Origin of the sequence: Desulfofundulus salinus, assembly GCF_003627965.1 — a bacterium.
GTDB lineage: Bacteria > Bacillota > Desulfotomaculia > Desulfotomaculales > Desulfovirgulaceae > Desulfofundulus > Desulfofundulus salinus.
Window position 1 is genome coordinate 136058 of the sequence record NZ_RBWE01000001.1, and the last position, 13571, is coordinate 149628.

Annotated in this window: 11 protein-coding genes; 9 read left to right on the top strand and 2 right to left on the bottom strand. The window is 60.7% G+C overall.

Features of this window, described 5'->3' with window-relative positions; all coding sequences use genetic code 11:
• Positions 1-11 precede the first annotated feature (11 nt).
• From atpA to D7024_RS00760, 8 genes are all read left to right on the top strand, one after another.
• Positions 12-1547, top strand: coding sequence for a F0F1 ATP synthase subunit alpha (gene atpA / locus D7024_RS00725; protein ID WP_121450109.1), 1536 nt, complete (start codon positions 12-14; stop codon positions 1545-1547).
• A 50-nt stretch (positions 1548-1597) separates the two neighbouring features.
• Positions 1598-2464: an ATP synthase F1 subunit gamma gene (gene atpG / locus D7024_RS00730; protein WP_121450110.1), complete on the top strand. Its 867-nt coding sequence runs from the start codon at positions 1598-1600 to the stop codon at positions 2462-2464.
• Positions 2465-2521: 57 nt separating this feature from the next.
• Positions 2522-3925, top strand: a complete 1404-nt coding sequence (atpD, locus tag D7024_RS00735) for a F0F1 ATP synthase subunit beta (RefSeq protein WP_013824409.1) — start codon at positions 2522-2524, stop codon at positions 3923-3925.
• Position 3926: 1 nt separating this feature from the next.
• Complete coding sequence (locus tag D7024_RS00740) at positions 3927-4328, top strand: F0F1 ATP synthase subunit epsilon (protein WP_121450111.1); 402 nt, start codon at positions 3927-3929, stop codon at positions 4326-4328.
• Between the two features lie 240 nt (positions 4329-4568).
• A complete protein-coding gene (gene spoIID / locus D7024_RS00745) occupies positions 4569-5537 on the top strand; it encodes a stage II sporulation protein D (protein ID WP_121452398.1) in 969 nt (322 codons plus the stop codon).
• A 60-nt stretch (positions 5538-5597) separates the two neighbouring features.
• Entirely contained in the window at positions 5598-6329 is a 732-nt protein-coding gene (locus D7024_RS00750) for a murein hydrolase activator EnvC family protein (protein WP_121450112.1), read from the top strand.
• Positions 6330-6519: 190 nt separating this feature from the next.
• Positions 6520-6768 (top strand): sporulation transcriptional regulator SpoIIID, encoded by a 249-nt coding sequence (gene spoIIID / locus D7024_RS00755; protein WP_121450113.1) that lies wholly within the window; start codon positions 6520-6522, stop codon positions 6766-6768.
• A 164-nt stretch (positions 6769-6932) separates the two neighbouring features.
• The gene (locus tag D7024_RS00760) at positions 6933-7976 is read left to right on the top strand and encodes a rod shape-determining protein (RefSeq protein WP_121450114.1); all 1044 of its coding nucleotides are present in this window, start codon (positions 6933-6935) and stop codon (positions 7974-7976) included.
• 150 nt (positions 7977-8126) lie between these two features.
• On the opposite strand, the gene D7024_RS00770 is transcribed toward D7024_RS00760, so the two are convergent.
• A complete protein-coding gene (locus D7024_RS00770) occupies positions 8127-8534 on the bottom strand; it encodes a putative toxin-antitoxin system toxin component, PIN family (RefSeq protein ID WP_121450115.1) in 408 nt (135 codons plus the stop codon).
• Positions 8531-8791 (bottom strand): AbrB/MazE/SpoVT family DNA-binding domain-containing protein, encoded by a 261-nt coding sequence (locus D7024_RS00775; protein WP_034634349.1) that lies wholly within the window; start codon positions 8789-8791, stop codon positions 8531-8533. Before D7024_RS00775 ends, D7024_RS00770 begins: the two co-directional genes overlap by 4 nt.
• A gap of 284 nt (positions 8792-9075) precedes the next feature.
• Here D7024_RS00775 and D7024_RS15295 point away from each other — a divergent pair, with 284 nt between their 5' ends.
• On the top strand, positions 9076-13548 hold the full coding sequence (locus D7024_RS15295) for a S8 family serine peptidase (protein ID WP_121450116.1): 4473 nt from the start codon (positions 9076-9078) through the stop codon (positions 13546-13548).
• Positions 13549-13571: the final 23 nt, after the last annotated feature.

A 13571-nucleotide genomic window follows, 5' to 3' on the forward strand; every position in this document is an offset into this window, starting at 1 on the left:
AAATTAGGAGCATGAATTTGCGACCGGAAGAGATCAGCTCGATCATTCGGCAGCAGATTGAAAAATACCAGGCGCAAATTGAAATGCGCGATGTGGGCACCGTTATCCAGGTCGGTGACGGTATTGCCCGCGTCTACGGCCTGGAAGCCTGCATGGCTATGGAACTGCTGGAATTTCCGGCCCCCGAAGAGGGCGCTGAACCGACCCTGGGCATGGCCCTCAACCTGGAAGAGGACAACATCGGTTGCGTCTTGCTCGGTGCCTACACACACATCAAGGAAGGGGACACCGTCAAGCGGACCGGACGTATTGCCTCCGTACCCGTGGGCGATGCCCTGATCGGCCGGGTGGTTAACCCCCTGGGACGCCCCCTGGACGGCAAGGGTCCCATCAAGAGCGACAAGTTCCGTCCCATTGAACGTATTGCCCCCGGCGTTATCACCCGCAAACCCGTGCACCAGCCCCTGCAGACTGGTTTAAAAGCCATCGACTCCATGATCCCCATCGGGAGAGGACAGCGGGAATTGATCCTCGGTGACCGGCAAACCGGTAAAACAGCCATTGCCGTGGACGCCATCATCAACCAGAAAGGTAAGGACGTCATCTGCATCTATGTGGCCATCGGCCAGAAAGCCTCCACGGTGGCCAACGTGGTACAGCGCCTGCGCGATTTCGGCGCCATGGATTACACCATTGTGGTTTCGGCTACCGCGTCCGACCCGGCACCGCTACTGTTCATTGCTCCCTATGCCGGCTGCGCCATGGGCGAGGAGTTTTTAGAGCAGGGTAAACACGTGCTGATTGTCTACGATGACCTTTCCAAGCAGGCCGTGGCCTACCGCGAGCTTTCCCTGCTCTTGCGGCGTCCCCCCGGCCGCGAGGCCTATCCCGGCGACGTGTTCAACCTGCACTCCCGCCTGCTGGAGCGGGCCTGTAAGCTCAACGACGAGCTGGGAGGCGGTTCCATAACGGCCCTGCCCATCATTGAAACCCAGGCCGGTGACGTTTCGGCCTACATTCCCACCAACGTGATTTCCATTACCGACGGCCAGATTTACCTGGAGCCCGACCTGTTCTACGCAGGTGTCCGTCCGGCCATTAACGTTGGTCTGTCGGTATCCCGGGTGGGCGGCGCCGCCCAGATCAAGGCCATGAAGCAGGTAGCCGGACGGCTGCGCCTGGACCTGGCCCAGTACCGCGAGCTGGCCGCCTTCGCCCAGTTCGGTTCCGACCTGGACAAGGCCACCCAGGCCCGTTTGATCCGCGGCCAGCGCATGGTGGAACTGCTCAAGCAAAAGCAGTACGCTCCCATGGCGGTGGAAGACCAGGTTATGGTTATTTATGCTGGTGTAAACGGCTACCTGGACGACCTGCCGGTGGAGAGGGTGCTTCCCTTTGAAGAAGAGTTCTTGAACTATATGCACACCAGCCATCCGGAAGTGGGCGAAGCCATTGCCAGGACCGGTGAGCTGTCCAGGGAAACGGAAGAAAAATTGAAAGCGGCCATTGTCGAATTCAAGAAGGGCTTTGTGGCCCGGACTGCCTGATCAACGCTTCCCGGTCTTCCGGTAGTAGCGACGCGAGGTGGTGAAAAAGAGTGCCAAGTTTACGGGACTTGCGGCGGCGTATTAAAAGTATCAAGAGCACCCAGCAGATCACCAAGGCCATGAAGGCGGTTTCCGCCGCCAAGATGCGCCGTGCCCAGGAGCAGGTTCTGTCGGCCAGGCCCTACGCCCGGCGGATGAAAGACGTCCTGGGGCGGGTGGGCACCGCCGCGGCCGGGGTTAAGCATCCCCTTCTGGAGGTACGGGAGCCCAAAAGAGTGGCCTACGTCCTTATCACTGCCGACCGGGGGTTGTGCGGCGGTTTTAACGCCAACCTGATCCGCAGGACCATTCAGGAAACAAAGAACATCAACGCCGAATTACACCTGGTCTGTGTAGGGCGTAAAGGCCGCGACTACTTCCGCCGCCGGGGTTACAATATCGCCCAGCAGTACGTGGGCCTGGGCGAGACCATCAGGTTAAGCCACGCCCAGGAGATTGCTCGCTACGTTATGGATAAATATGCGGCGGGGGAATTTGACGCCGTCTACCTCATTTACAGCGAGTTTGTCAACGTGCTGGTACAGCGGCCCAGGGTGGTCAAACTCCTCCCCGTGGAGCCTCCCGAGGGGCAGGAAAACGGCGAGGGAAAGCCCGGCAGGGTGGAGTATATCTTCGAGCCTTCGGCAGAAAGCGTATTGTCCGAGCTGTTGCCCATGTACGTGGAGAACATGGTCTTTCACGGCCTTCTGGAATCCAAGGCCAGCGAGCACAGCGCCCGCATGACCGCCATGGACAACGCCACCAAGAACGCTGGCGATATGATCAACAGGCTGACCCTGTCCATGAACCGGGCCCGCCAGGCCGCCATTACCAAGGAAATTTCCGAAATTGTCGGCGGAGCAGCGGCCCTGGAGTAACCGTGACCGTTTCCCGGGCTAACTTAAGCTTCGCGCGAAGGAGGTACGGAGTAGCTGATGAATGTTGGTCATGTAGTACAGGTCATTGGCGTGGTGGTGGACGTCCGCTTCCCACCCGGCCAGGTGCCTGATATCTATAATGCCCTGAAGATCCGCCGCGAAGGGCAGGAGGACCTGACCCTGGAGGTGGCGCAGCACCTGGGCAACAACATCGTGCGCACTGTGGCCATGTCCTCCACCGACGGTCTGGTGCGGGGCATGGAAGTGATTGATACCGGCAAGCCCATCACCGTTCCCGTGGGGCGGGCCGTCCTGGGCCGCCTGGTGGACGTGCTGGGTGAGCCCATTGACGGTAAGGGCCCCATTAAGAGCGACTACTATTATCCCATTCACCGGCCAGCCCCGCCCCTGGCGGAGCAGTCCACCCGGGCCGAGCAGCTGGAAACCGGTCTGAAGGTGGTCGACCTGCTGGTGCCCTTCTTAAAGGGCGGCAAGATCGCCATGTTCGGCGGCGCCGGCGTGGGCAAGACGGTTATCGTGATGGAGCTCATCAACAACATTGCCAAGCAGCACGGCGGTATCTCCGTGTTTGCCGGCGTGGGCGAACGGACCCGCGAGGGCAACGACCTCTACCGGGAGATGACCGAGGCGGGCGTGCTTGACAAGACCATCATGGTGTTCGGCCAGATGAACGAACCGCCGGGATGCCGCCTGCGGGTGGGCCTGACCGGGCTGTGCATGGCCGAATACTTCCGGGATGAAGAAGGGGCAGACGTGCTCCTGTTCATCGACAACATCTTCCGCTTCACCCAGGCCGGTTCCGAGGTTTCCGCCCTCCTGGGCCGGATGCCCTCGGCCGTGGGTTACCAGCCCACCCTGGCCACGGAAATGGGTCAGCTGCAGGAGCGGATTACATCCACCATGAAGGGTTCGGTTACTTCGGTGCAGGCCGTGTACGTGCCCGCTGACGACCTGACCGACCCGGCGCCGGCGACCACCTTTGCCCACCTGGACGCCACCGTGGTGCTCTCCCGGCAAATCGCCGAGCTGGGCATTTACCCGGCGGTGGACCCCCTGGACTCCACCTCCCGCATCCTCGACCCCAACGTGGTGGGCCAGGAGCACTACGAGGTGGCCCGGGGCGTGCAGAAGGTTCTGCAGCGCTACAAGGAATTGCAGGACATCATCGCCATCCTGGGTATGGAAGAACTGTCCGACGAGGACAAACTGATCGTGGCCCGGGCCCGGAAGCTGCAGCGCTTCCTGTCCCAGCCCTTCCACGTGGCCGAGCAGTTCACCGGCCGGCCGGGCGTGTACGTGCCGCTTAAGGAAACCATCCGCGGCTTCAAGGAAATCCTGGAGGGCAAGCACGACGACCTGCCCGAAGAAGCGTTCTACATGGTGGGTACCATCGACGACGCGGTGGCCAAGGCGAAAAGCTTAGCAGAGGGAAGTGCGTAAAATGGCGGAAAAAACCCAACGCCTGGAAATTGTCACTCCCGAGCGCAAGGTATACAGCGGCGATGTCCGCTTTGTGGTGGTGCCGGGCGTGGAAGGCGAACTGGGCTTCCTGCCGGATCACGCTCCCCTGGTTAGCGCCTTAAAGATCGGTGTGATGAAGGTCCAGGAGGATAACAGGACCTTCAAGGTGGCGATAAGCGGGGGATTTGTCGAGGTACGGAACAGCCGGGTCACCGTCCTGGCCCGTACTGCAGAGCGGGACGACGAAATCGACCGGGAGCGGGCCGAAGCGGCCAAAGCCAGGGCCGAACAACGGCTGGCAGCCAGAACGCCGGACATTGATGTGGTCAGGGCCGAACTGGCCTTGAAGCGCGCCCTGGCCCGGTTGAAGGCGGTATCGTAATTGAGGGGTAATTTAAGGTGGCAGTTGGATCTGCCACCTTTAGTTTTTGCCCGCCTGTAAATGTTTAGTGGCCTGCTATGATGCCGTTGGTAACGGTTTTACTGAATAATTACGCCCGCCCGGTATGAACAGGAAATTTTTAGGCAACAATGGGGGATAAGTACGACCCGGACCCTGAAGGCATGTCCGCCGCGCCCGGAGCATATAAATTTCAACAGGTGGACAGGGGAGGTGGAGACGGTGCGCAGGCTGCTGCTGGGCTTGATCTGTATTATGCTGTCCCTCACCATGGGCCTGCCCGTGCTGGTGAATTACCTTTCGCCGGTCCGGATCCAGGAAAGGGAGACCCGGGTACGCCTTTACGTCCACAGCACCGGACGGATCGAGGAAATCCCCCTGGAAGAATACGTCACCGGGGTGGTGGCCGCCGAAATGCCGGCCGCCTTCCCCGTAGAGGCCCTGAAGGCCCAGGCGGTGGCCGCCCGCACCTATATCGTGCGCCGGCTGACCGCCGGCGGGGTAATAAATAACGACCACCCCGGGGCCGACGTCTGCGATGACCATACCCACGGGCAGGCCTGGATTTCCCGGGAGGAGATGCGCCGGCGCTGGGGCACCCTCCGTTATTACGAGTACTATTACAAGATTAAAAAGGCGGTCGATGAAACCCGGGGCATGGTCCTCACCTACGAAGGGCAGCTTATCGACGCCGCCTACCATGCATCCTGCGGCGGGCGTGGCACGGAAAGCGCCTCCGCAGTGTGGGCGGCCGACCTGCCCTACCTGGTAGGGGTGCCCTGCCCCCACGACGCCGATCCGGAACCCGTGCGCACGGTGAGCCTGCCCCTGGCCCAGGTGGACCGGGCCCTGGGCGTGAACCTGGAGGTACTGCCGGTAGCTGCCGGCGGCCGTGCCGGTGAAAAAATTTTTCTTGAGGTATTGGAACGCACTCCCGCCGGCCGTCCCAAAACGGTCCGCATTGGGGAGAAGAAAGTGGCGGCTACGGTGGTACGGGACCGCCTGGGCCTGCGTTCCACCGATTTTACCATGACCTTGAAGGGCGATCGTGTGGAGATTACCACCCGGGGCTACGGCCATGCCGTGGGTATGTGCCAGTACGGGGCAAAGGGTCTGGCTGGGCACGGTTACACTTTTGACCGCATACTGAAGCATTACTACACCGGAGTGGAGATTACCCGAATAAATTAATAACCAAATGGTCACAATACTCCTAAAAGCTTTGTAAAGCTTTTGTCGGGAGTGATTACATTGTGGCCGTTTGGTAAACGCCTTTCCGAACAGGATCCGGTGGAAAAATACCGCCGTTGGCTGCGCCGGTGGCTGCTGGGCAACTGGCTGCGCTATGCGGTGGTGAGCACCGTGGTTATTACCCTGGTGATGGTTTTGCTCTGGGCCATGTTGAGTACCTGGCAGCCCACGGGTTCAATTCCAGTACCGGCTCCGGGTAAAGACCGGGGGGTGCAGCTGATGCACTCCCAACTTTCGGAAACAACTCAACCAGCTGACGGAAAAACATTGGCCGGGGATGACAGTGGCCGGTTTAAGATTTACCTCCCGGTGGACGGCCAGATCGTTCAAGCATACGGGTGGGGCTATTCCGAAGTCTACGGTGACTTTCGATTCAACCAATCGGTGGCCTTTAGCGCCGGTGCCGGTGCCCTGGTAACAGCGGCGGCTCCCGGGACGGTCAGGGCGGTGGAGCCGGGGGCGGCCGTCGGCCAAATCGATGGGGAAAATGTTAAGGGAGCTTCAAGCCACCCGGTTCCCTTTAGCTATACCGTGACCATCGACCACGGTTATGGCTGGCAGACGGTCTACAAGGGCCTGGGGGAAGTGCAGGTGAAGGCCGGGCAGCACCTGAGCGCCCGGGCTCCCCTGGGCACCCTGCCCCGGTCCGGGAAAGTGCTGGAATTTATCCTGCTCAAAGACGGTGCTGCCCGGAACCCGGCCGGGTACCTGGTTGAAAACATTCACCGGTAGCTTTGAGCTGAGCATTAGTTTGGCCCGCGAGGCCCACTGGAGCGAGCGAGAGCCAAAACAGGCCAGGTTGGAAAAAGGTCTGACTCTGTGTAGCGTCAGTAGCGGTCCTGCCCGGCGCGTGGTTTTTGGCAATTTCCCTGCTCCCGGCGCATATATATTTTATCAGGTACCAAGCCGGGGAGGTAGGGCAATGCAGGAATACATCCAGAAAAGGGTGCTGGACATTTGCGCCTATATCCTGGAGACCAGGGCCACCGTACGCCAGGCCGCACAGGTGTTTCAGGTAAGCAAAAGCACCGTGCACAAGGACATGACCGAAAGACTGCCTTCTTTGAATAAAAAACTGGCCCAGGAAGTAAGGGCCATCCTGGAACAAAATAAGGCCGAGCGGCATTTAAGGGGGGGCGAAGCAACCCGGAAAAAATACAGGGAAACATAAAATTTTTCAGCCGGGCTAGAGGAATTTGGCTGAATATGTAGAAACCTACCAAACATGCCTGCCGGGAATAAAGACCCTACCCCCGGCCCGCATTACAAGGGGGACAGGCCGGGCAGGCCCTTTTTAGCTGACTACGTGGTTGAAGTAAGAAAGGAGACCGCCCCATGCTCGGCTTAAACAACGACATCGGCATCGATCTGGGTACCGCCAATGTGCTGGTTTACGTAAAGGGAAAAGGCATTGTCCTGCGGGAACCCTCGGTGGTGGCCATAAACAAAGAAAATGCCCAGGTCATCGCGGTGGGTTCCGAGGCCCGGCGCATGCTGGGCCGCACCCCCGGCAACATTGTGGCCATGCGACCTTTACGGGACGGCGTCATTGCCGACTATGACGTGACGGAAAAAATGCTGCGCTACTTCATCAGCCGGGCCGGCGGGAAAAAAGTCCTTTTCCGCCCCCGGGTAATGGTCTGCATTCCCTCCGGCGTGACCAGTGTGGAGGAACGGGCCGTGCGCCAGGCGGCCATCCAGGCCGGTGCCAGGCAGGCCTACGTCATCGAGGAGCCGCTGGCAGCGGCCCTGGGGGCAGGGCTGGACATTTCCGAACCCACCGGGACCATGGTGGTGGATATCGGCGGCGGCACCACCGATGTGGCCGTTCTTTCGCTGGGCGGGGTGGTATGCAGCCGGTCCCTGCGGGTGGGTGGGGACAGGTTTGACGAGGCCATTGTGCGCTACGTGCGCCGGGTGTTCAACCTGGCCATCGGGGAGCGCAGTGGTGAGGAGATCAAAATCAATATCGGCAGTGCTGACCCAGGGAATGCACCCCGGCGGGAAATGGAAGTCCGCGGGCGGGATCTGGTATCCGGCCTGCCCCGGGCGGTAGTCATCACCACCCATCAGGTTCACGAAGCCATTTCCGAGAGCCTGGAGGCGGTGGTGGGCGCGGTGAAAGAAGTGCTGGAGCACACCCCCCCGGAACTGGCCGCTGATATAGTGGACAAGGGCATCGTCCTGACGGGGGGCGGGGCGCTGCTGCACGGCATCGACACCCTGTTGAGCCGGGAGACGGGCGTGCCGGTACATATAGCCGAAGACCCCCTCTCCTGTGTTGCCCTGGGAACGGGCCGGGCGCTCTCCATGTTAAACGTCCTCAGCGCCAACTCTCAACGCAAAAAGCGGCTGTTAAATTTAAAGAAGATCGGGTAGGTGGCGGCCGCCGGCCGGAAAGCCGGTGGTTGACCCGCCGGAGGGTGAGCAAAACGCCCGGTTTACCCCGGAACTCTTTCCCGGTCTGGTGGTGGAACTGGAGAAGGTCTGGGCGTGAAAAGGCCGTCCTTTTCCACGGAAAATGACGGCCTATGGTTTCAAAATTTCCTGCAATAACTCAGACGCCCTTACTATTTTTATTCCAGCATACTCTCCTAACTGTAAGAGATGCTTGTCACCGGTGACAATGTAACTGGCCCTTCCGGCTATGGCGCATTCGAGAACCATGTTATCGTCCGGGTCCGCTGTAATTATATCCACCTTTTGTACCGGCCGGACAAAGATAATTACCGGCAATAGCCTACCTATAAACCCGTCAATTTCCTCATCCTTGAAACCAAACTTGGGATATTGGGTTACACGGTAAAACTCGCTTAAAATCTGCGCGGAAAGGCAGAGCTCCAATTTTGACTCCAACACCATCTCGACAACGGCGGCCTCTGCACCCTTCCAGCCCAGGGCTGAAATGAAGACATTGGTATCCACCGTTATCCTCATTCTGTGACGCCTCGTGCCCATTTGATGGCCGCCTCGACATCATCAGGGGTTATACCTTCCCTTTTAAATCTTTCCCTGATCGGTCTGGCAAAATCATCGAAATCATTGGGCGGCACCATTTTCTTTATTTCCACGCGGGAACCCTTCTTCTCAAAAAGAATGTAGTCCCCTTTTTTGATGTTCAGGAATTTCCTCAACTCCAGGGGAAGGGTTACCTGTCCTTTTGTGGTTATCCTGGCGATGTAAAGTTCGCTCATAATAATCATCCCCTTGGTAATACATTCTTGCATGTAGGATATCATCACCTTTCTTATCAGTCAAGAACCATGTGTAAAAATTTTTTTGCTCCTAACCCTTCCCGGTGAAACCTTTTACCCCAAAAAAACGTCTTAATGTTGGAGGTCAGAAGAGGGGAGGGGTGGCTGATAGTTAAGAAATTTAAGTATTTATTTTTACCGGCAGGAAAGTCATTTTCTATGTAGAACTTTCATTTCAGTCAGGAACAGGAAATAAGCCCTGCTCTTTTCAAGGAGACCGGATCATGCGTAAATGGTTTCAGCGCTACCGTCTGCCGGCGGTTTTGCTTTTCCTGGCAGCGGGGATTGGTTTGCTTTTTGCCTGTGCCCTGCCGGGCGTGGAAGAGGCGAAGAACCGGGCCGATGCCGGAGCACCTGACGCCCTTCCCGGCGGCGGCAACGATGAACGGGTCATCGACGCCGGCCCGGACGACCTGGGCCTGTATTCTTTATGCCTTTCCCGGCACCTGCAGCCGGCTGAGCTGGAGCAGCTGCGCCGGCTGGCGGAAGTGGGTGATGTCACCGGCGGCGGATCACTTCTGGTGCGCTGTTCCGCAAAACGGGTGAAGGACCTGGCGGCATTGCCTTATATAAAGGAAGTAAAGCCGTATGCACCGGAGGAAAAATTAAAAACCCTGGTTCAGGCCGGTTTATATGCGGATGAAAAGAAAGCTCTGGAAACTCCCGCCCGGGACGCTGCGAAACCCCCTGATCCAGCCCCCGCACCGGAAGGCGGCGCTTCCGGCACGGCGGGAGGAGCTGGCGGCGGCCAGATTACCGTCAACCTGGTGGTTTTTCACCCCCGGGACAAGGATGGCCTGGCCGCACTGGTGAAAACCCGCGGGGGAGAGGTATTGCGGGGGCTAAATGAAGAGGGGAGCGTGCTGCGGGCGCGCCTGCCCAAACGCGAACTGCCCGGACTGGCTTCCTCTCCCCTGGTGCTGCGCATCGAACCATATACCGCCCCACGTTTCTTAAACGACCGGGGGGCCGGCATAGTGGGCGCAAGCCCCCTGCAGGCTCCGGGGTTTGTTGCCCCCGGCGGTTTAAACGGCGCCGGTCAGGTGGTGGCCCTGGCCGACAGTGGCCTGGGAGACGGCGATCTGGAGAACCTGCACCCGGACTTGAAAGACATACCCGGGCAAAAACCAAAGGTAATCATGCTCAAATCATGGTCCGGCCGCGCCAGGGCCGATGACCCGGTAGGGCACGGCACCCACATGGCCGCCACCATAGCCGGCACCGGTGCCGCTTCCGGGGGCCAGTTTGCCGGCCTGGCTCCGGGGGCCAGCCTTTATTTTCAGGGCATTCTCAATAAAGAGGGGAAGATCGATCCCCCGGCGGACCTGACGGCCCTGTTCCGCCCGGCCTACGCGGCGGCCGCCCGCATTCACGTGGACGGCTGGGGCATTCCCGTGAACGCCTACCTGAGCAGTGCCGCCCAGACCGACGCCTTTGTGCGGCAAAACCCGGACTTCCTGGTTATCTTCGGTGCGGGCAACTCCGGGCCGGGCGCCGGGACCCTCACTGCCGAGGCCAACAGCAAAAACGCCCTGGTGGTAGGGGCCAGCGAAAGTGTGCGTCCCTCCTTCGGGCCCGCCAGCGACAATGCGGGGGAAGTGGCCTCCTTTTCCAGCCGGGGGCCGGCCAAAGACGGGCGTATTCGCCCCGACCTGGTGGCCCCGGGGACGGGTATTGTTTCGGCCCGTTCCCCCCTGGTAAAGGGGAATTTCCCGGCCAACCCGCAGTACACCCGTTTACAGGGAACCAGCATGGCGGCGGCCGTCACCGGCGGGGCGGCCGCCCTTTTGCGGCAGTACTTCCAGCAGGAGGGATTAAAGGCGCCTTCGGCGGCCCTGCTCAAAGCGGCCCTGATCAACGGAGCCGCCCCTATGGACGGGGAAGGGGCGGGGTTCGGCCGCCTGGATCTAACCGCCACGGTGCTGGGGCTCGCGGAAAAGACCTTCCTTTACGCCGATGAATCCGCTCCCCTGGCCGCTGGGGACAGTAAGACCTACCGGTTCACGGTGGAAGATACCTCCCGCCCCTTCAAGGCCACCCTGGCCTGGACCGACCCTCCCGCCGAGCCGGGAGCGGGCCGGGCGCTGGTCAACGACCTGGACCTGGTGGTGGTCGGCCCGGACGGCAGGGAATACCTGGGCAACGCTAAGGGTGGGGGCGGGCGGGACGACCGCAACAATGTGGAACAGGTGTTGATATCACACCCCGCCAGGGGTACATATACGGTTATAGTGCGGGGTACGGACGTACGCCGGGGCGCAAAACCCTCCTCACCGCCCGGGCAGGATTTCGCCCTGGTTTACGGCCAGCCCCTGGCCAAAAAGGTTATTGCCGCTGCGGATGAAAAAAGCCGCCAGGTACGCTTTACCGACGGTACCACGGCGGTATTCCCCGAGCAGGGACGCATTGCCCTGGGCAGCAAAACCCCGCCCTGGACCATCAATCACGCCCTGCCCGGCGCGGAAGTCTATTTAGGTGACGGCAACCGCATTCTCTATCTTGCAGGCAGCGTCTGGCGGCAAAATGCGGCGGAGCTGCTGCCCCTGGCCTCCGGAACCCTGCTCCAGGAGGCCAGCCCCGGGGCGCGGGAAGGGGGCTTCTACCTGGACCGGCGGGCAGAAAGCCCCCTGTGGGTCAACGATAGCCCGGCTGGTGTGCGGGATATTCCCCCGGGCGTACGCCTGTGGGCCTCCATCAATCCCACCACCCAGATGGCCTGGCGGGTATGGGTCTGGTTCCGGGAAGAGGAAGGCATTATTGACCGGGTGGATCTGGAGCACAGGCAAATTTACCTGCTGGGGCGGCAGCAGCCCTACCGGCTGGCTGCCGGCGCCACTTACGCCTTTGACGACCGGCTGGCTTCCGCCAGCCCGGAGGATTTGCCCTACGGTTATCCGGTAACCGGGGACCCGTCTCAACTGGCCCCGGGGATGAAAGTAAGGCTGATGCTTTCCCCGGGCCAGGACGAAGTGGTCTACCTGGGGGTGCAGCGCACCCTGGCCGTGGGCACTGTGGAAGAGATGGATCCCGGCCGGAGCTGGTTGAAGCTCCAGGGGGCGGGGCGTTACCGGCTCATGCCCGGCCTTCCGGTAACCCTGGACGGGAGGGCCGCCTCCCCCGGCGATATCGCTCCGGGAGACCATGTATGCCTGCTTTTGGCGGGCGACCAGGCCATATCCATAGACGCCCACCGGCAGGTGATCTACGGGCAGGTAGTTTTTTATAAAGAAGAAGACAGAACCATTCTTCTGGTGGACAGCCGGAATAAAATGCGCTCCCTGGCCATTACCCCGGACACCCTCTTTTTCCGCTGGGGCCGGCCCAATGAACCGTCCTCATTGCTGTCCGGGGAATGGGTACGCGTGATCATGGCCGGGGATGCGAGCTGCGCCCTGCGGGTCGATGTGGCCGAAGTAGCCGCCAGCGGTAACGCCCGGCTGGCCGGGGTGGACCCTGGCCGGGGAACGGTTAATTTCTCCGGGGATCAGGAAGGTCGCCTTTCCTCCCGCACCCTGATCACCAAAAACGGCTATCCCGTGGGCGTGGAAGACCTCCTGCCCGGGGAAGAGGTGGAATTCACCATTCTGGCCGGCCTCCAGGGAGAAACAGGGGTGATGGCGGCCATCAACGCTCGCTCCCGCGAGGGGGTACCTGCTCCTTCCTTGCAGGCTGCCTGCCTGCCGGCAGGTAATGGTTTTGTAGTTCAGGGCAAAACCTCGGCCGACAAAATATATATATATCTGCAAGAAGGCGCCCCACTGCTTGTCTCCCCCGATGTCCGGGGTTACTTCGAAACCCGTCTGCCCCGGAATACCGGTGACACCATCCTGCTGGTGGCCGTGGACCGGCGCAATGGGGGCGTGGCCGGCGAATACCTGACCGTCTCCCTGGAGGCCCTGTTCAGCGACCTGCAGGGCCACTGGGCGAGAAAGGAAATCGGGGAACTGGCTCAGCTGGGGCTGGTCGGCGGCTATCCCGGCGGGAAATTCCACCCCGAAAAGACGGTCACCCGGGCGGAGTTCACCCTGATGCTGGTGCGGGTGCTCAAAGAATCGCACCTTCCAGTTGAGGCGGAGCCCCCGCCGGCGGGTCAACTGCCATCTTCTTCCGGAAATGTTCCGGCACATGGGCCGGGTAACGACAACGACGGCCGGGCCGCAAATTCCGCGCCCTCCGACCTGCCGTCCTGGGCTGAAAAAGGAATCCGGGAAGCCATCCTCCGGGGCATCGTTTCCGGCTACCCGGATGGAACCTTTAAACCGGACCGGCCGGTCAACCGGGCGGAAGCGGCGGCCATCCTGGCCCGGGTGCTGCAGGTGACCGGCCTGGTTGGAGAGGGCGGGGAAGCTGGCAATACCGGGGCAGACCGCCATATACGAAACACAGGTGCTTCCGCCGCCCACGGAGGCGCTTCCGGAGAAACGGGAGATGCAGCTGCCGTTGCTGCTCAGCTCCGGCAGCCGGTCGCCGCGGGCGGTTCGGGTGATCCAGCCATGGCAGGGACGGGCTCTTTACCCGCTTACCGGGACTGGGACGCCGTGCCGGACTGGGTGCGCCCTTCCGTAATCCTGGTTTCTGCCTCGCGGCTGATGGTTGGGTACCCCGATGGGCGCTTCGGCCCGGTAGAGCCCCTCACCCGCGCCCAGGCGGCGGTAATTGCCTGGCGTTTGCGTGCACTGATAACTGCCTCCAGCTGAGGCTTTTCTTACTCCTTATATGG